The organism is uncultured Treponema sp., from assembly GCF_934725225.1.
Lineage (GTDB): Bacteria > Spirochaetota > Spirochaetia > Treponematales > Treponemataceae > Treponema_D.
In genome coordinates, this window is record NZ_CAKVAM010000004.1 from 281,019 (window position 1) to 301,123 (window position 20,105).

A 20,105-nucleotide genomic window follows, 5' to 3' on the forward strand; every position below is an offset into this window, starting at 1 on the left:
TATCAATTTTACACATCGGTTATTTCAGAATTTTCCAAACTGAAATACGCGCTCCTAAGTTTTTCAAAATTTTCTTCCGCGTTTTCTGTGCCGCGGAGATATTCTTTTAGAAGCCCCTCCAAGTGGTAATCCCAAAGTTTTTGGAAGCGTTCGTTGCTGCCGCCTTCAAAATCTTTCAGTTTAAGGAAATATGCGCCGCCGATGTGATATGAGGAAGGCGAAGAAAGTTCCGTGATTTCTGTAATTGCGTTGTTCAGCTTTATAAGACGGGTTTCTGCTTCGCCCGCGATTTCACCAAGCGTTCTGAGCATTTCAAGGTTTTCAGAGGCTTTGATTTCCTTGAATGCAAAACGGCGGCGGAACGCGAAATCCATTGTGTCAACGCTGCGGTCGATGTCGTTCATTGTGCCGATAATGTAGACGTTTTCCGGGATAAAAAAATGGCCGTAATCTGACGGATTTGAAACGCTCAACGCATTGTCAAACTCGTTTTTTTCAGTTTCAAGATTTGCGTACTGAGTGCGGATTGTTGAAAGTGTTTTTTCGCCAGACTGATTTTTCTTCAAGTCGTCATAGGAAACACGGTAGCCCGGCTCAACCGCACAGAACAGCTCGCCGAAGATTTTTGAAAGCTCGCCACGGTTTATCTCGTCGATGATGAAGACGAAAGGTTTTACAGATTCACTTTCAGATTTTTCTTTTACCGAATAATCAACAAGCCCGAAATTTTTCTTCCAATATTCAATCACGGCTTTTCTGTAGTTGTCATGTCCTCGGGATGGAATTCCCGGAAGTCCTTTGTAAATATTATACAACTGTTCTTTGTTGTAAAATTTGGATTTTCCCTGAATCCATTCGCCTTTCTTATAATCGCCGTTCTCATAAGTTCTGGTAGCAAGTCCGTCTCCGTTTTCATTCAGTTCAACACGGAATGTGCTTTTTCCTGTCAGAAGCGGAATGTCCATAAAATCTTTTTCATTCAGATAATCAACGACATTTTCCCAAACCTGCTCAAAATTATCAGAAACCGAAGAAACGTTCATCGCCAGCAGTGCGCTTTTGCAGAATTCCTTGAACACGCCGTCTTTCCGCTCGAATCCGATTTCGCCGCCGCTCTGATTTTTGGGGCGCAGACCTTCGACAAAATCCGTGTAGTCGTAGCTCGGATGAAACTGGACAAAGCCGATTTCATTTTGTGAGCAGCCCATTTTTTCCGCAATCTGTTTGGCAAGAAACGTTTTTCCAGTTCCCGGCGCGCCATGGAGAATCAGGTTGTGAGTATGCTGAAGAAGGTCGGTGAGCTGGTCGGCAAGAGAATTATTTGGCATTACGGTTCCTCCGTTCAAAATATCATTTATGGCAGAAATAATTTCAGGATTTTTCGTCTTATCAATTTTAGCAATAGCAGGAATCTGCGACGAACCGGCGACAGACCATGTTTTCAAAAAATCGCAGTTTTTATCTTCAAGCAAAATAAAATTTTCTAAAGACCGTTTCTGAGCATCATCATATTCTTCCACAGTATCAGAAGAAAGTGTACCAATAAAATAGTAATTAAATTTCCAACTTCTTCTTAAAGCAACTACGATACAATCGCCAATTTTTAAATCTGAAAACAATTTTCCCTTGGGATTATCAGTTTGCCACCCCATCAAGACGCAATGATTTTGTATCATATAATCCAGCAAATGGTCAAAATTATTGTCATTCCAAACATTCGGACTTATAACATAATAATTTCTGTTTTCTTTTTCCATAACTTCAACTCCTTTTAAAGCTCCGGTTTCATCAAATGCTTCTTTTAATTCCGGGCGGATTTTCAGTTCAATTCTTCCATTCGGCAGTTTTCTTCCAAGGCAGCAGATTGACCAGAAACGTTCAGTTTCATCAGGGCGCAAACTCAAAGGACAATTTGTCAGTTTATGAACCTTCTCGTCTGTTCTCCAAATAGCATTGTTATAAAAATTTTTCGTTCTGCCGAATTCTTCCGCCATGTCCGTGCAAGTCGCAATAGCCGCTTTCTGAATACAGGCAAAGGCTGTCAGCGAATCTGTCGTAAATATTTTTCTGTCCGTTACAAACGCTTTCCACTGTTCTTTTGTGATTCCAGATTCGTACTCATTTTCTGCAGGATACCAAATTTCTTCCATATATAAATCATTTTCTCCAGTGAGAAATATTGATATTATAGCCACTTTTCCAAAACTTGTTTAATCATGCCTATAAATCTTTAAATTCTCAAAATAATCTGGACCGTTTGTATATCCATCGGTTCTTATGATTATTTCCGTATCGGTAAACTCCACTTTACATTTGTAATACTCATCGCCAGGAATACTTTGCTGCTGCAGCATTCCGTCGTAAATTCCAGATGAGGGAAGCAAGTTTTTAGTCTCTTCTGATTTCAGCAGAATAAATTCTCTTTGCAATATTTTTTCTTTGTCCAGTTCTATAAAACAGAAGACTCTTTCTTTTTCAAGCTGTTCATGCAATTCCCGCTCTTTTATCAGCTGACGTGCAACCTCCGCGCCTTCATCACAGTCAAATCTTTCCTTGTTGAAAACAAACACATCCTTTCCTTTGTATTTTGAATAAATATCCTTGACTTTCCTGTTTCTGCAGAATTTGCCTTTTAATTCCTCATAAATCTTTTCAATCGAGAAAAACTCATCAACTGTTACGGCGTGCCCGTGAAAAGCTTCTGTGATTTTTATTCCTGGAATCCCCGGAAAAAACGTCTTGTCTTTCAGATTAATGTAAACCCACGGACAGGAACTGAAAATGCCTTTTGTGGAAACATTTCTATAATTTTTACGCAGATATTTATAAAATTCCGAGTCTCCGCAATTTCTTAAATCATTTCCGTAAACCAGAATAACTTCTTTTCCGCTTCCGATTCTGTCACCCATAAAAACTCCGTAAAAACCGAATTCTATTTTCTAGAATCATACAACATCAAACCGACATATAATGTCGCAGCAGAATTTTTTATTTGGAAAGAGAAAAAGTTATTGACACGACATTTCTGGCCATTCTAAAAATATTCATCGGATTTTTTTGAGCTAAAAACTTACCTCGCCGACTTTTCAAACATTTTTTCCAGAAGATATTTTCCGCTTGCGGTCTTGAAAACATTTTCTTTCATCGCAGGAACTGATTCGCGCTTGCAGTAGCCTTCCATCACGTTCACGATAAAATCTGCCTCAACAAGAATCTGAAAATCCAAGCCGTCGATTGCCTTGTATGTGTGGTGGTGGCCGATTATAAAGCAGATTCGCTCAACATCGTCAGAAGGAAATGAGAGCGGCTCAAGGAGTTTCCGCGCGACTGCAGGTCCTTCCGCCTCCTGATGCTGCGGCTGGCTGTTTCCGTATTTTTCCTTGCTCGCCTTAACACCGATGTCGTGAAGATACGCCGCAACTTCAGTTATAAAAAGCGTATGCTCGTCAACGTTCTCCATCTGCGCAATGAGCCGACTGTAGCCATGCACCGCCATCAGGTGATGAATGTTAGAGCCGTCAGGGTCGTAGTCAAAGATTGATTTTAGAAGCGGGGTGAGGTTACTATTCATAAAGTTTTTCCTTGATATATTAGACTTTTGGAATCAATGTTGTATACTCTATCGAATTTTTAGATATATCCCATTTTCCAACCTGCATTTTCTTTATTGTTTTGCCATCTCCAAAATCAAGTAAATCTATTCGATTTAGATTGTTTAGAATTTTATTCAGACTGCCCAAGTCTTTGGAAGAAAGCAAAAATGCTTCAAGTGGATTACACAACTTACAATAAGCCCATAACTGTCCTAAATCATGGAGATTTAATGATGTTTTTTTTGCTTCAATAAATACGATATTAGTTTTTGAACCTTTTTCTAGGATTCCTAAAACATCAATCTGAATATCCAATCCTACAGATTGAGGATAATTTACAATTACATTATTTTCTTCAAGAAAAGAGTCCAAAGTTCTAGCATGAGAATCTATTGTTGTTATTTTCCAGCCTTTATACTTTTCTTCAAGATATTTTTGAAGCCAAAGTTTCATAGGCTCATATAATTCAGATTCCTTCTTTACATTACCTGCCATATCCTAATACCCCTGCTAAATCTTGCCATGAATCAAAATGTTTTCCGCGAATTTCTACTGGAAGAGAGCTATCATTTTCTGATGGATGAGACGGTTTGTTTTTTCTTCTAATAGTTTTATCCCAATAAAATTTATGCGTTTTTTCAGGATCAATAAATTCGAGTAATTCTTCAGCATATTTTTCCAAAGCCTCTTGCTTATGCTTGATGTTAAATCCTATCGGTAAAAATTCATTTGCGAAGATTTTTATTTGATGTTCCTTTTTCCAATAATTTGGTTTACCTTCATTGTATTTATCCAAGTTACTATCGCGGAAATTTGGATGTCCAAAATCTATAGTTTGTACGGGAATATCAACGGTCTTAAGCATATTTGCAATATCAATGACCATATACCAATTACCAGGAATTTCTATATAAACACGATGTGCGCCTTCTTGACCAAACGCAATATTACTTTTTCGAATATATCCAGTTACATCTGCAATTCCACGCAACAGTGCTTTTTTTTCATCTGTGGTAATTGCAAAAAGTTCTTCATTCATTTTCATTGTAGAATGATGAGTTCCAGAACCAATTAAACGTAAAATTTCACGCATTACATATTCACTATTAGGTTTTGAAAATGTAATTTTTGTAGAGCGTTTTGTTTCTGACTGAATAAAATGCTGACCAATCAAAGGTTCTAAAATTGCCTGAATATCAAACAAACTTGCCTTTACATATATTGCAATATTTTTCATGTCGTCCGTATACAAATTTTTATGAGGTATATCAATTGTAATTTTTGTTTCTGAAGAATTTTGTTGAACCTCTCCATTCCCAAGAATCATACCAAGTAAATACGCCATTTCTATATTCATATTATTTCTCCTCGAATATTTCACTGTATATTTTATCGGCAATCGCTTTAGCCATTAGCGGGGGAACTGCATTCCCTATTTGTTGCCTTACTTGAACTTTTGAACCAATAAAAACAAATTTATCATCAAACGATTGCAATCTTGCAGCTTCTCTTGGTGTAATTGAACGATTTAAGAATGGGTGATTGTTTCTTCCATTTGAACAGGCATCAAAACGAGTATCTATCGTTGGAGATGGAAAATCCCATTTTAATCTTCCCCATGTTCCAGAGAATTTCTGATTTCCCAAGAGTTCTTTTGGCAAATGTTCTTTTCCACATTCAGGAGGTATCATCTTAAGTTTCTCAACTGCTATCATTGCATGATTTGAAGCTTTATGGTTATACAGTTTTTTAGAATTCTGCCGCATTATTCTCTGGTAGGTAGATTCTGCTTTAGTTGTATATTCTTGTTCTACATATCCCTCGCCTGAATTTAGATAAGCTAAATCTGATATTGCTTCTCGAACGGTAATAACTTTTTTTGTAATTGGTTTGGGTAATGAAATTTGCTTTGTTTTGCAACAAATAAAAACGGCTCTTTGTCTTACCTGAGGAACTCCAAAATCAGAAGCTGTCAATACTCCATAATCAACAAAATATCCTAGTTGTTGTATTTTATCTAAAATCTGATTTTTAAACCAACCCGCAGATGTAGAAAGAAGAGCCTTTACATTTTCAATAATAAAAACTTCAGGCTGTATTTTCTCTACAATAGTCAAATATTCCTTAAATAAATAATTACGGGCATCTTCTAGTCCAAGTTTTTTTCCTTTCAATGAAAAACCCTGACAAGGCGGTCCACCAATAATCATATTTATATTGTATTTTTTTGCTTTTTCTACTATTGATTTTTTTATTGCTGAATCTGTTATATCTCCAACAACAACTTCTGAATCTGGTAGATTATACTTAAAAGTTTTTAAGGCATTTTCATTAAAATCCAGTGCAAGTAAAGTTTTAAAATGTGGATTTTTTTCTATTCCATAAGAAAATCCACCTGCTCCGCTGAATAAATCTAATATTCGAAAATTCACCACACTATCATTCATACAGTCTTGTTTCTAATCAAGATTCTCTTGAATATTTCTCTACCATTTAATATAGGCTTAAAAATATCATATTTACTGTCAGAGCCATGATTGGCTTCTCCAATGATTTCAAATTGCTCACTGTTATAGCGATTTATAATTGTTATAGGAACCCCCATTATACCGCTATAGTCAAATGGGATTTCTGTAATATTCCTTACATGAATAGCATTGAAATTATCGTATTTTTGATGAATAACAGGATTAAAACGTTGTGTTAGTTTCAAATTTTCATGTCGTCTTTTATTATCCAAATTTGTAAGCCACATAGCATTTCCAAGACTTCTCCATTTCTGTCCAGTTTCATCAACCCAATAACGGGTTGAACGAGGCTCCGAATCAGCAGGAACTCTGAACTTCATTTCTCCAAACTGATAGCCTGTCCAAACAATGTTATTTTGAACCAATGGGAAAATTTCTTTGTATGTAAGTGCATTCTGATTTCCTATTATCAGAAACTTTTTGTCATATTTCATAATTTCAGAAACCATTTCTTTAAATAAAGAAAAAGGAGGATTTGTAACAACAATATCACATTGTTTTAAATAATTAATACATTCCTCACTTCTAAAATCGCCATTGCCTTTTAATTCTTTTACGGAATTTGAAGATACTAAAAAGTCCGATAATGTTTTTTGTCCATCATAAAACTCTGAAATATTACTTATATCAAAAACAAATCCTTTTTGTGAAATAGGATTTAGATTATCAAATAAACTTGGTTGTTCATAATCCGATTGAGAAAATGATGTACAGATAAGTCTTTTTAAACCAAGAACATTGAAATTACATATAAAATATTTAGAAAAATTAGAAGTAAATGGATTATCACAATTGCAGAGAACTGTTTTATTCTTAAACTGTTCAACATAATGAGCAAGTTCTTTTTCTATCGTTTCATAAGTAGTATAAAACTCATCGTCTTTTGAACGTTTTGCCCTATGTAAATTTGTATTTTTATTAGACATTTCCATGTACCCTTTATAAATATAGTATATCACGCTTTTCTTAATTTTTCTATATATCAACACAAGAGTCGCTGAATACTACTTAATGAAAGAACTTTCTGAACGGTTATCATAAAAGTGCAGTGAGTAAAACACCGATAAATAAGATGGATTATGGAAGGATGACATCTTACTTTTGCTCCTGTTATGCAGTGATTGAGCCTGCCGTCCGAAGGCACGCAAGCAATCACCAGTTTATACATTTTATTCTATCTTATCATCAGGATTCATCTTTTTCTTCAACGATTTCCCAATGTCCGTTTTTTGCCGCACCGACACGGCGGATTATATTGTTTTCCTGCAATTTCTTCATGTTTTTTATGATGTTGAGCCTTGCAATTCCAAGTTTAGAGGAAAGCTCTTCCTGTGTTATAAACGGATTTTTCCTGATTTCGTCAAGAATCTTTCTTTGGTTTGCAGTAATCTTTATGGTAATCTTTGCAGTAATCTTTTTTGCGGCATTTTCGGTGGAAATAATCTCATCAACCGTTCTTAAAATCAGATTCAGCATAAACTCGATGAATTCTGTGCTGTCAGCAGCCGTATCGCTGGAATTCAACGCATTGTAATATTCAGCCTGATTTTCCTTAACAAGGCTTTCAACAGGAATCCAGGCGAAAATGCTTTTCCATTCCTTTAAAATAACAGTCTGCCAAAGCCGCCCCATTCTTCCGTTTCCGTCCTCAAAAGGATGAATGAATTCAAACTCATAATGAAAAACACAGCTTTTTATAAGCGGATGAACAGAGCTTTCCCGAAGCCATTCAAACAAATCCGCCATTAAAAAAGGAACTCTGTCCGCAGGAGGCGCAAGGTGAACAACTTCCTTTCCGTCAAAAATTCCTACACCGCCACTTCTGTACTTTCCGCTATGTTCCACAAGCTCAGACATCATAAGCTGATGGGCACGCAGCAAATCTTTTTCCTCATAAGGATTCAGCTCAAGCAAAAGGTCGTAAGCCTGAACAGCATTTTTCACTTCCTGAATTTCGTTAGGAGAGCCAAGAACACGCTTTCCCTCGATAATCGCTGTAATCTGCTCAATGCTAAGCGAATTGTTTTCAATAGCAAGCGAAGAGTGAATGGTTTTTATGCGGTTTTCCTTCCGCAGTTCCACATGAAGTGGGCTTTTCTCGAAGCTTTTCAGCTCCCCGATTTTTTCCGCAATCTGCGCAACGATATTTATAATTTCATCAGTAATCTTGAACGGCGGTTCGTATGGCATTTTGTCTCCACCAACATTATACCACAATTTTCTCAAAATATCCTGCGGCAATTCGGCATGAGTACGATTTGCAGAGATGAATTTTTAAATCGTAGTGAGTACGAAAGTTATTTTTGCGGAGCGAATGCGTTTTTCATAAAAAATACCTATTCTCTAATCAACTCCATATAATTCAATGGTTTTGCAAGAACTAATGCACCGTCAGGAGTTTTTCCAGTTTCAAAAACTTCTCGCCAAAAATCATAGTTTTTCTTTCCTGAAAAATGTGTGCTTGCCATACTCTTGTCTTTCCATAATGGTAAGGCAGCTAAGTTTTTCACAAATTTTCTAATATTTGCCCATAGCACATCTGAAAAGCTCTCCTGAAACAATTTCCTAGGATCATATAATTTTCCTGTAGTTGCAAAATAACTTTCAATCACTTTCTTTAAATATTGAAGCCAATTATAAAGAACTTCTTCTTTGCTCATTCTGTATGCGATTAAATGGGCATCTGTAATATCAGAATCTCTTTTGTCAATTATTTTCTGTTCAATTCGGGACACCCCGACTTCTGGATTAAATTTATTTATATAAATTTCTTCTGCAATAATATTCAACACTTGAATAAGCTGATTTATTTCTAGCTCTCTTGGATTTTCTCCCTCATCTGTTTTATAGCTTAAATTTGTCTTTAAAATCAGTTTTGAATCTATAAAAGTTGAAAGAAAAGTCTTTTCAAATGCACTATATGAAATTGGCAATTCTTTTGCTTTTCCTTCAAAATCTATATAAGCCTTCAGCAAATTATCGGGAGAATGTGTTATTGTATGTTTTATGCTGTCTACAATATATTTTCTTATATTGGCGTTCTCACCCTTAAAATATTCAACAAGCTGCTCTTCTGAAAAATCAAAACAGTCATTGCTCAAATTATGGTCATTTTGATACTTTGTTATCGTTTCATAATATAAAGTATTGTTCAGCTGCCTCATTATACTTTTATCAAAAGCAATCTTACGTAATGAACTTCCAGCATTTGTATTCGTCTCAATCAATCTGTCCACATTCGGATTTATGAACAAGCGAAGCAATAAATTCCTATTTCCCAAAAGTATCTGAGCAACAGCTTTATGTTGTCCATCGAAAATTTGTATTTTTCCATTATTTATTCTTGCCAGTGATAAATGAAGCTGTGGATTTCCTTTTGAAAATTCTTTTACGAGCAACGAAATACTCGAATTTATACCACGTGGATTTATCAAATCATCATGAAAAATATATTCTAGTGGAACTTCTATAAAACAAGATTTTTCTTTAGAAAGTTTATCTTCATAAATCTTAGATTTGTAAATATTGGTATCACTGATTTCAGAAAAAGAATAAATGATTTCATCATTTTCAATCTTATATTTGAATTCAAACTTAGAACCTTTTTCTTGTTCCAACAAGTCTTTCAAGGAAGCTGAACGATTTTCTTTTGAGAGGACATCATCTTGTAATGTCTTTAATCGATATAGAATTCTTGCAATATTCAGATTCGCATCTTTTTTGCTTCTATTACAACTTGCATGAGTTATAGCAAAATTTGACTTGTCATCCTTTCCTCTATTAGCCAATGGCACTATATGATCTATATCCGTTTCCTGAAGCTGCAAATCAATTTCTTTTTGACAAATATAACATTTGTTTGACTGAATATCTGCCAAATCTTTTTTCAATTTTTCATATTCATCTTTTGACAAGCTTTCCAAAAATTTTGAATGCATTTTTTATTCCCCTAAGTAAAATAGACATTGCAATTATAGCATGAAATAAGCGGGTTTTATAGATTTTCATTTCTCTTGCGTGCCATACTTCCCCGACATCTTCTCACATTCCGCGCGGATTTCTTCCCTTAATCTTTCAGGTTTTATAACCGTAACGGAATCGCCGAAGCCCATTGCCCAGGAGAACACCATCTGCTTCTGGTTCGAACTGAATTTAAGAAGAACTGTGCCGTCCTCGTGCTGTGCAATCAGCTGATTTTTGTGCCATTCGCGCTCAAGGACGTAGTTCGCCATTTTTGCGGAAAAAAGGAATTCATATTCTTCAGGCGGCTCGGGATTGTTCCAGATTCCAAAATTCAAGTCGATGTGCCTGTGAATGTCAAAATCTTTCGGAACGGAAAAAGTTTCGCCGGCAGGAACGATATTTTTTATCCGCGAGAGAGCGAAAACCCGAAAATCCGCCGCGCCGTGGTCAAAGCCAAGAACATACCAGTTACCTTTCTGGCAGACAACGTGATAGCAGTCAAAAATCTTTTCCTTAAAAGCCTTGCTCCCTGAGCTTTTGTAACCGAACGAAACAACCGAGCGGCTCTTTATCGCCTTGAAAATCTGGTTGAAAACCTCCGCATCGATTTTTGGAAGCGGGTCAGAAATAAAGCTTATGTCCGTATTCAAGAACGAGGAATCAACAGTAACCGTGTCCGGCAGAAAAGACGCGATTTTCGCCATGACATTCTTGAACGAGCGTTCCAAAGGCGTATTCTTGTACTGCTCCAAAAGCGGCATTAAAGTGGAAACCGTAAAAAGCTCGCCTTCCGTAAGCACGACGTTCGGCACGGAGAAAGTCGGGTCGGTGTAATGGTACATTTTTTTAGTCTTGTCGTATTCAAGAGGCGCGTTCATTTCGTCCCGGAGCCGCTCAAAATCACGCTCAACAGTCCGCTTGTTCACGCCGAACTTAAAAACCAGCTCGTCCATTCCCACAAAAGCCCCGCCGCGGAGCATCTCGTCAATCTGAATAATGCGTGCAGTGCGGCGGATGTCGTCGCGTTTTTTGTCAGAAGCCATGTTTTATTTTTCCTTATTACAGTTTTCCGAATCCAAGCCATTCCATACTTTTCAATGTCCGACCATTGCAAATAGGAATTTCATCTGAATTCACAAGACCATAAAGCTCTTTTAGACAATGTTCTCCAAAACCTTTTAATTTATAATGCTCATCATAAAGACAGTCAAAAATTCTTTCCTCATATTCGTTTTTACCAAAAAGCAGATATATGATTGTTTTCTTTATTTTATCCAATTCATTTTCATTCTTAAAAGTTTCTTTCAACGTAGCAAGTCCACCAGCATAAAATCTTAAACTATCATGAAAAGCATAAACCTCAGCGAGAATATCGAATATTTCATCAAAATTCATTTTTCCAATCATTTCTTTTGATTTGAATCCATTTGAAACTGAGAAGAATCTTGTTGAGGCTGATGTATCAAGATAGCCATTTTTAACGTTTTCAAATTCTTTTATATATGGAATTATTTCTTTTTTTATGCTAGCAGTGTCTTTTTCAGGAATTCCTCTATAATTTTCTCCAGCCGCATAAACTTCTCTAATCCACCATAAAAACCTATCCACTTCTATTCTCAATGGAACATTCGGATAACGGCGAACTTTTGTGCTTTCATATATATCTTTCAAGATATTAAAACGACTTATATAACGCTGATATGATTTTCTGAAATTCGAAACATATTTTTCTCTTTGGTTTTCAGATATTTCTGTTCTGCCTACATTGTTATATTCATACGTTCCCACAGAGGCCATAATAGAGCGAAAAGGTTCCGGATTTTTACAATTTGCAACAATATCTGCAAATTTATCAAGTTTTTCCTTTGTCAAAACTTCCGCTTGATTCCAATAATCCCAAAATGCTGATTTCAACTCTTCAAAGACAGGTTCTTCTGAATCAAATTCAATATTTACTTCATTGTTTGTTGTCAGTCCGGGAGTTGTAAAGTTAGAAGAACCTAAATAAGCCGTATTATTACCAAAAATATAGAATTTTGGATGAAAATGCGGCCCAGTAAAGAAGCGTATATCAATATTTTTATTACCTAAAATTTTCCAAAGAGCTTCTGGAGAAGTTCCATAATCAAGACGAACAATTAACATTATTGTGCAGTTGTTATTTACCATTTCCAATGCCATTTTAGCTTCGTTAAAAAAGGCAGAGGCAATCAGAACTTGTGTGTTTTTCCCTTGTTCAGAAAGCAGTTTAAACATTCTATCATTAGGCTTGTTGGAATTTGTAATAATACGCATTCTTATTTTCCTCCAATATAATTATACCACAACTTTTATCTTAATCTAAAAAATCACAGTCAGAAAAATAGAAAGCATTCCTACTCTCTCAAAATCTTTTTCACCTTCCGTTTAAGCAAAAAAACAATCAGAGATTCCGCCACAACCAAGAATATAATCATCATAAAAAGAACCGCGTTTTCCATAATTTCTCCCCTTTCCGTTACACTTCAATCTTTAAAACGACATCCCGGCCGCCAATCCGCACAAGCTCCGCCTTAAAAGACATTTTTTCAGGTTTTGCGGCGCGGATTATTTTTGCAGCGGTTGCGCGGATATACCCTGCTTTTTCAAGTCCCGGGTTTCCGGCGATTTTCGCGTCTAAGCTTTCCGCCATCACCGCAACCGCATTTTCATCGGCATGATTGTACGGTTCTGCCTGAACCGCAATTTCAAGAGAGGAATAAAAATCGTGCTTTGCCTTTCTGATTTTTTCCGACTGAACAAGCAAATCTTCCGGCTTTAGATTTTCCGCAAGTCCGTCAAGAAAGTCAGAATACGGCGACCAGCTGTGATAGTTCATTCCGACAACCGGAAGCGTAAGGCAAGCTTCATTTTCCTTAAAATAGCGCACGAACGCCTGCTCCAAAGTCTCAGATTCACAGCGGTAAGACAATTTCTTTTTTGCCGCATCCAGAACAAGCGGAATCTCGTTTTCTTCCATATCATAAAGCCTGCCGAACAAAAGAGAGAAAAGAATTTCCGCAGAAACTGGCTCGATTATAAACTGAGTGAGCCGCGCGAATTTCTCGAACGATTTTTTCCGACGCAGATAAAGCTCGCCTGCAAGAAGAGAATCCTTAGCCTCAACCGCGCAGAGCAACGAGCCGACATGAAGAAGAAAATCAAAAGTGTCCTTGTCCGAGACATCGGTTTCCGGCGAAACGTAAATTCTTGGCGTGCAGTTCAGTCCGTCCCGCAAGAACACGTAGTAGCTCGGCGTAAAATATGCGCTTGATGCAAGTTTCTGATAATTTTCAACATTCAGATGCGACGGATTTTCAACTTTTCCGCAGTAGTCAAGCTGCCCCGTCCAGCTTTTTGAAAACTCAAACCAGTTTTTCCCGAAATTGATAAGAATCTGCTTTTCCGACATAGCAACCTCCAAAACACGTGGCGCAAATAAAAAAAATCGCCCTTTCGCTTTATTTTTCTTTAGTATAAAACGCAAGAGCGACATGGAGTGTCGGAGAGGAAAATATTAAAAAAAATCACCGCCAGCAGAAGCGGCCTATAAACAGCATCTTCCGCCGGCGGCAAAAACTAGAATGTTCTATGCGGAAACTTCATTTTCGTCAGTTTCTTCAGAGGAAGATTCCAAAGAACTTTCTGTAACCACATTGACTTTTGAAAAAGCCGTTGACTCAATCTCTTTTCTGATTTCCGAGCATGGAACAAGGACAATCCGCTTGCGCAAAATGTCCGCCGCCTCAACATCAGAAGCCTTTTCCTTGCCCTTTGCGCTAAATGAAAGCCGGATTCTTCCGAACGAGCCAAGCTGAACAATAAAGCCCTTTTTAAGGAACAACGGCAATTTTCTTACCAGCGAAGAAAGAACCGCCTCCACATCGGTAACGTTCAGCGTACAGCCGTCGCTAATATCTTTCGCAAGGTCAAGGATTGTAAGCTCGTCTGAATAAAAAGGCGAAGCATGAAACAGATAAGAACCCTTTACACGCGGATTCGGACGTTTTGTTATTTTAAAGTTCATTTTGTCTCCTTGCAGCCTAAAATAGAGCTGCGTTTTTAGTCAGCCGCATAAACTTTTTGCGGCGCATAATTATTCATGCGAAAATTCAGTTTTGAATCCCGCAAGGCCGGAACATACGCGCTGATTACATTTTTTTCAGAGCCGTTTCCGAACTGTTGACTAAAAGAAGAGAAGAACCTATAATCGATAGTACACATTCATTGAACAAGATTCTTCTTGCTTCTTTGACCAAGCCGCTTTAAGAAATTGCCGTTTCTTTTAAGCGGTTATTTTTTTGCCTTTTACGCCTTGCACAATCATAGGCACACCTCCTTTTCTAGCCATCAGACCAGTTCTTCTATTTTTCTTCAAGCACCGCGCGGATTTTTTCAATCTGCTTAGTGCTCAAGCCCGCATATTTCTGGGCAAACAGAATCGCAAGATTTTTCTGCTCCTCCGTGCTTCCAGACTTCTTAAAGTCAAGCTGAACCGCATTGCGCGGAGTTTTAAGCTCAAGCTCCCTAAGCTCGTCTTTTGCCGTATCATCCAACGAATACTTTTCAGAAACCTTTTCCGTAAAATCAACTGGAATAACGCGCTCTCCGCTTTCAATCGCCGAAAGATAAGAAGGCGCAATCCCCATATCCTTAGCCATTGCCGCAAGCGTCTTGTCCTTGTCAATCCTGAGCTTCTTCAGATATTTTCCGTATTCAGTCGCCGGCATATTCCAACCCCCTTATTCTCTCCTACCTGATAATAATATACACCTTGTGAAATAAAATTGCAAGTAGAAAATTTAAAAAAATGTTGAAAAATTATTTGATTTGTGTTTCAACAAAAAAAAATTCTATTCCAACCACACAATTTTCGGAAAGCGTTTCAGAAACTAATATTTTCTAATTATTATTTATCAATCATTTTTGTCTGCCTGTCGAACTCTGAAATATATTCCTTGTCCTGAATCACCCGGAAAATCTCATATTCTTTGTGTGCTTTTTCAATCGCCTGTCCATGACTGATTTTTCCTTTTGTTTCAAGGATTTTCTGGCGGTTACCCTGCAAAAATGAATTTACAGCATCCACACAATCCTGCATTTTCATAAGAATTCCGTCCTCTGCCTGAAGCTCCGCATAATCAATGAACATTGTAACAAGCCGATTCAGGCGAGAAATTTCTTTTTCATTCAAATAGTTTTTTGCAATCACAACATCGGACTTATAGATCTTTCCGTCTGGCGAATTTTTCCAGTTTGTAAGCCCCATGTGCTCTTTTGAAGAGTCAGCACGGTTGTAGACAATTTCCGCCGCAGTATTTCCAGAAACAGCGTAATGCAGTTTATTTTGAACAAACGCATAAAAGTTTTTAGTTGTCTCGCTGTTCTTGTCATAATCGCAGCTGCACTGCTCAAAAATATCTGTGATTTTTTGATAAGCGCGCCGTTCACTCGCACGAATCTCTCTGATTTTCTCAAGCAGCTCATCAAAATAATCTTTTCCAAACGGTTTGCCGTTTTTCAAAAGCTCCTCATTCAAGACAAAGCCCTTTGTGATGTATTCTTTTAATGTTTTTGTCGCCCACTGGCGGAATTTTGTAGCTTTCTTGGAATTTATCCTGTAGCCAACCGCAATGATTGCGTCGAGATTGTAAAAAACCAAATTGCGTTTTACAGAGCGATTTCCTTCCTGTTGAACTTGTTCCATTTTGGAACAAGTTGCCTTTTCAGAAAGTTCCTGCTCCTCATAAATATTTTGCAGATGCTTTGTAATTGCCTGCGTGTTTACATCGAACAGTTCAGCCATAGCCTTTTGAGTAAGCCAAAAAGTTTCATCTTTATAAATTACATTGATAACTATATTTTTATTTTCAGACTGATAAAAAACTATATTATTTTGATTCATTTTATTTTTCCCTTACTCCATTGCCTTGACGTTTTTTTCGATGAAGTCGATTTCGGCTTTGTCTAGGTTGTATTTTTTGTAGAGTTGCTGGTCAATTTCTTGGATGGAGGCAGTCCAGTCGATGTCGCTGTTTGGGGTGAAGTCTTGGAGAGGAACGTTTGCCCAGGTTTCACGAGGATTATCCTGCGTTACTTTTAATGTTCCCAACATTGCGCGGGCAAATTTTGTCTTTATGTATTTCATGCAGTTTTCGGCTTCTTCTTTTGTCGTAAATTTTCCAATGCTTAAAAAAGTCGTTGTAGAGCCGACTATCGGCTCGCCGACTATCGGCTCGCCGACTATCGGGGTCGATAGTACTTCGCCTATCGCCCCCGATCCGTTTGCTTTAGGAATAAAAATTTTATAGAAATCAAAATTATCTGGAATTCTGATGTAAGATTTTTTTATCCATTTCAAAATACGGTTGTTGTTTTCCCGTCCGTAAATCCGCACGTATTCTATTCCGTCATTCGGCTTTTCATCAAAGAAAAGTTCAGGGAAAATTGAAAAAATGTTTGAGCCACAATCATATCTGTGTCCTTTGCTTTGACGATTTTCAGCCCATGGATTTTCCTCATAGAGTTTTTCTGTAACCTTGTATAAGTCTCTTCCATAAATTAAATCAGAAAAAGTCTTAAAATCCGAATTTTTGACTTTTCTCAATGCAGACTGCAATTCCTCAAACGCAACAAAAGTTCCTATCTTTCCAAAATTTTTATTTTTGTCCCAATAAGTAACGGCAACACCGCCTTTTATATCGACCGTAGGAAAAACTTCATCGCTCTTTGCCCAGTATTTTACGACTTTAAAATGCTCGTTATTCAGGATTTTCTGATTCCAGTCTTTAGGTGTCTTTCCTGCATTAAACAAAAATCTTGCAGGATGAATCATTATAACATTGTCAGCAAATTTGCATGAAACATCTATGAACAAATGATAAATCGGGTCAGAGCCGTTTGCATCTCCTGTAGCTGTAACCTGATACGGCGGATTTCCTATGACAGCTTCAAATTTCATTTCTTCGTTTCCTTCTTTTGTTTTGTCTATTTCATCATCAAGTCTTATCTGCTCAAACGGCTTGTTCTGGCTGAGCAGCTCTCTGATTTTCTCGCAATCGATTCCGTCCTTGTTTCTTATTTTCAGCAGGTCGTAGCTCACAAAGTTTTTTGCGATACATTCTGTGTTCAGTCCAAGAATTTCATAGATTTTTCTTGTGAACTCGTAAGTGTAAGCGGAGGACGGAATAGAATAAATACGGTCTTTGAACTCTGATAAATTCTTTCCCAAAGACTCGTATTTTTTATAGATTGAAATCGCGAATTCCGCCATTTTGCTGTTTATGTCAAGAATCGCCCTGTTTTTGCTCAGCGCGGATTCAAAGCACGAAGTCGGCAAGAGGCTTACCATCTCGTCGCAAGTTTTTTCTGGAGTTACAACCTCGCTTTCGCTTAGCCGCCCGAATTTTGTAAGGGCTGTCTTGGCTCTTTGCAGCGGCGGAACTTTATCGTCTGCGGAAAGCTCATTCAAATGATCGATTTTGTAATCCAGCTGGCTTAATCCGAACTTGTCCATATTCTGGCGGATAAGCTCAAGAACGGATGTTTTTAGCGAAAGGTTTGTTAATATTCTAGGATTTTCACCAGTTGAGGCGCAATCTATAATATCCCGCAAGGATTTTACCCTGTCTTTTGTCAGAAAGGCAAAGAAAAGAATTCTGGCATAATACGTGCGCCATTTTTGAATCAAATCTTTTGTTTCATTTCCGTCTGAATTTTCATCAGGACTTTTAGTCTTGGACTCGTCCTGAGAAGCCGCTTTATTGGTATTTTCAGAATCATCAGGATTTTCAATATCAAGGCCGTTGCCATCTCCGTCCGCAGATTTTATTGCAAAGCCTTCTTTCGAGCCAAGTTTTCCTTGCTTTTCGATTTCCGCGTAAATATCTGAAATTTTCATCAGGTTCATGTCAACAGGAATTTCAACAGTTTCCTCGGCAACGCCCTTGTTTCTTGAGTATTCGCTCACGGCTTTCATGATGTCGGCGGGCGTTATCTGGACAAGCCTTTCTGCATTTGCGGCGATAACAGGGCTTATTCTAAGTTCTTCCCTAAGACGCTCTTCAAGCTTGTTGTTTCCGCTCTCGTCTGTGTTCACATTGTAAATAAGGGATTTTTTCTCCTGCATCTGAAAGAGGCGCAACGGGTCAAAATCAACGAGCAGAGTCTGCGGCTTCATATTGAATTTTATCTTGTTTCCGTCTTTGTCCTCAAGAATTTTTATATACTGGTTCTGAAGCCTGAAAACAGCCTGATCGTATTCCTGTGGCGAGCTTGTATCCTTAAAATAAAGCATTGTGTCCCACTGCTCAACTGTGCTTCCGGTCAGCATCCGGTTTACAGTCAGGGTAAGCGTCTTTACTTTCTCTTTTTCAGCCTTTCTTATTTCATTTTTTACATCAGAAACTTTCTTATAGACGTTATCAAGCCCAGAAATATTTATTATTTTATACAAGTTCAAATTCTTGAATTTTGCCTTGTTGCTTGTAATAAGATTTTCAAGAGCATCGCAGCTTGCGCAATACGGAAGAACCGCGACAATATGGCGGCACATTTTGCCTTTCTTGAATTTGTCATAATCAAGGAACGGCATAAGCTCGTCATCAGCCTTTGAGCCGTCTATTGCTTCAAGAAGCTCAAGGATTTCCTTTTCATAGACAAATTTTTTATATTCATTATCTTCATCTTTTCTTATTGATTTTGGCTTGAACAATGCGCTGAAAGCATAAGACACGCCGTTTTTTTTAAGCTCTTCAAGTTTCTTTCTGGCAGAAGTGTTCAGATTAAAGGCAAACCTAATCATCTGCGGAAAGCCGTAATAAGGATTGTCCCACTCCTTTACATCATCTTTTAAGATGTTATCTTTATCCCACGCTTCCTGCTCTTTCACAATGTCCGCGAACTGGCAGAAACAGATTATGTCGTCTTTTTGAAACTCGCTTCCCATCAGAATGCGGTATGGAGTTCCCGAAAGATGAAGCTTTACTTTTGCCTTGAACGATTTTATCTGCTTTTCGGCTTTTTCGCTGTCAACAAATTCGTCATCAAATTTGACTTTCTTTAAGCCTTCATCTTCCTGAAAATCCAGATTTCTCAGAACTTTTCCGTAGCTTTCGGCGCGCGCTCCAAAATGAGTTTCATCGACAATCAGCAGATCTACAGTTTCTGTAAAGACAGTTTTGTGCTTTTCCTTGATTTTTTCTCCCTGCAGATCCTGCAATGTAAGAAACAGGACAATCCGTCTTTTTGCCTCAAATTTCTCTTTCAGAATATTTTCATCCGCAATCAGGTCTTTTGATTCAAGAAAATCATAATCCTCAAAATTCTTTGGGATTTCTACAGTCTTTTTCCATTCATCTTTAACATCTGCCTTTGCGCTTACAACAACCACAAATTTCGCGCCGGACACTTTTGCGCAGCACATAGAAGTGAACGATTTTCCAAAGCGCATTACAGCATACATAAGAAGATTTCTGTGTCCGTTTTTTACAGCGTTCAGATAATTTTCTACCGCTTCCTGCTGATTCGGGCGCAAAGTCCAAACTTCGCCGCTTCTCTCATAGACAAATGAATTTGCCGACTTGTCGCTTTTACTGTAAAAGTGGTATTTTCCTGTTTTGCCAGCAAAATCAAGCTTTATGTCATTTATCGCCTCGGAAATTTCTTCTTTTGAAGTCTCCCGGAAAAATTCATTTGAATAATAATTGCTTTCCGCACTGATTCCAGCCAAATCTTTTTGAGTAAGCCTGTGCTTTCTTTTTTCTGTTTCCAAATATTGATGAATTGAATAGTCCCGAAAATACACATCTTCTGTTACTGCCGCCTTGTCCTCAAACTGCTGGGTAAGATTCGGAAAATATTTTCTCCACTCCGCCAGACGCACTTTTACAGGACGGTATGTGTCTCCAACTTTCAGATAGTTCGGAATTGAATTTGTATTGAAAGCATAAATATAAGGCTCAATTCTTCCAAAAACAATCTTGTCAACTTCAGAAAAATCCAT

17 protein-coding genes are annotated in these 20,105 nt (G+C 37.6%); all 17 read right to left on the minus strand.

Annotated elements, in window-relative coordinates; genetic code table 11:
* Nucleotides 1-8 precede the first annotated feature (8 nt).
* Complete coding sequence (locus Q0H92_RS08180; protein ID WP_296013720.1) at nt 9-2,150, minus strand: AAA family ATPase; 2,142 nt, start codon at nt 2,148-2,150, stop codon at nt 9-11.
* 60 nt (nt 2,151-2,210) lie between these two features.
* The gene (locus tag Q0H92_RS08185) at nt 2,211-2,909 is read right to left on the minus strand and encodes a hypothetical protein (protein WP_296013721.1); all 699 of its coding nucleotides are present in this window, start codon (nt 2,907-2,909) and stop codon (nt 2,211-2,213) included.
* 161 nt (nt 2,910-3,070) lie between these two features.
* Entirely contained in the window at nt 3,071-3,571 is a 501-nt protein-coding gene (locus tag Q0H92_RS08190; RefSeq protein WP_296013722.1) for an HD domain-containing protein, read from the minus strand.
* Nucleotides 3,572-3,590: 19 nt separating this feature from the next.
* Nucleotides 3,591-4,088: a hypothetical protein gene (locus tag Q0H92_RS08195; protein ID WP_296013723.1), complete on the minus strand. Its 498-nt coding sequence runs from the start codon at nt 4,086-4,088 to the stop codon at nt 3,591-3,593.
* Nucleotides 4,078-4,950: a hypothetical protein gene (locus tag Q0H92_RS08200; protein ID WP_296013725.1), complete on the minus strand. Its 873-nt coding sequence runs from the start codon at nt 4,948-4,950 to the stop codon at nt 4,078-4,080. The genes Q0H92_RS08195 and Q0H92_RS08200 overlap by 11 nt, the downstream gene beginning before the upstream one ends.
* A gap of 1 nt (nt 4,951) precedes the next feature.
* On the minus strand, nt 4,952-6,040 hold the full coding sequence (locus Q0H92_RS08205) for a DNA cytosine methyltransferase (RefSeq protein WP_296013726.1): 1,089 nt from the start codon (nt 6,038-6,040) through the stop codon (nt 4,952-4,954).
* Nucleotides 6,037-7,053, minus strand: a complete 1,017-nt coding sequence (locus tag Q0H92_RS08210) for an adenine-specific methyltransferase EcoRI family protein (RefSeq protein ID WP_296013727.1) — start codon at nt 7,051-7,053, stop codon at nt 6,037-6,039. The genes Q0H92_RS08205 and Q0H92_RS08210 overlap by 4 nt, the downstream gene beginning before the upstream one ends.
* 253 nt (nt 7,054-7,306) lie before the next feature.
* Nucleotides 7,307-8,311: a Fic family protein gene (locus Q0H92_RS08215; protein ID WP_296013728.1), complete on the minus strand. Its 1,005-nt coding sequence runs from the start codon at nt 8,309-8,311 to the stop codon at nt 7,307-7,309.
* 146 nt (nt 8,312-8,457) lie between these two features.
* Nucleotides 8,458-10,059 carry an HNH endonuclease signature motif containing protein gene (locus Q0H92_RS08220; RefSeq protein WP_296013730.1) on the minus strand — a complete coding sequence of 534 codons (1,602 nt, stop codon included), beginning with the start codon at nt 10,057-10,059 and terminating at the stop codon, nt 8,458-8,460.
* 66 nt (nt 10,060-10,125) lie between these two features.
* Nucleotides 10,126-11,127: a YafY family protein gene (locus Q0H92_RS08225; RefSeq protein ID WP_296013731.1), complete on the minus strand. Its 1,002-nt coding sequence runs from the start codon at nt 11,125-11,127 to the stop codon at nt 10,126-10,128.
* A 16-nt stretch (nt 11,128-11,143) separates the two neighbouring features.
* A complete protein-coding gene (locus Q0H92_RS08230; RefSeq protein WP_296013732.1) occupies nt 11,144-12,379 on the minus strand; it encodes a phospholipase D-like domain-containing protein in 1,236 nt (411 codons plus the stop codon).
* A 202-nt stretch (nt 12,380-12,581) separates the two neighbouring features.
* Nucleotides 12,582-13,514, minus strand: a complete 933-nt coding sequence (locus Q0H92_RS08235) for a hypothetical protein (protein ID WP_296013733.1) — start codon at nt 13,512-13,514, stop codon at nt 12,582-12,584.
* Between the two features lie 177 nt (nt 13,515-13,691).
* Nucleotides 13,692-14,129: a DNA-binding protein gene (locus Q0H92_RS08240; RefSeq protein WP_296013734.1), complete on the minus strand. Its 438-nt coding sequence runs from the start codon at nt 14,127-14,129 to the stop codon at nt 13,692-13,694.
* A gap of 35 nt (nt 14,130-14,164) precedes the next feature.
* Complete coding sequence (locus Q0H92_RS08245) at nt 14,165-14,326, minus strand: hypothetical protein (RefSeq protein ID WP_296013735.1); 162 nt, start codon at nt 14,324-14,326, stop codon at nt 14,165-14,167.
* A gap of 140 nt (nt 14,327-14,466) precedes the next feature.
* On the minus strand, nt 14,467-14,832 hold the full coding sequence (locus tag Q0H92_RS08250) for a helix-turn-helix transcriptional regulator (protein ID WP_296013736.1): 366 nt from the start codon (nt 14,830-14,832) through the stop codon (nt 14,467-14,469).
* A gap of 179 nt (nt 14,833-15,011) precedes the next feature.
* Nucleotides 15,012-16,007, minus strand: coding sequence for a virulence RhuM family protein (locus Q0H92_RS08255; RefSeq protein WP_296013737.1), 996 nt, complete (start codon nt 16,005-16,007; stop codon nt 15,012-15,014).
* 12 nt (nt 16,008-16,019) lie between these two features.
* Nucleotides 16,020-20,105 carry an Eco57I restriction-modification methylase domain-containing protein gene (locus tag Q0H92_RS08260; RefSeq protein ID WP_296013739.1) on the minus strand — a complete coding sequence of 1,362 codons (4,086 nt, stop codon included), beginning with the start codon at nt 20,103-20,105 and terminating at the stop codon, nt 16,020-16,022.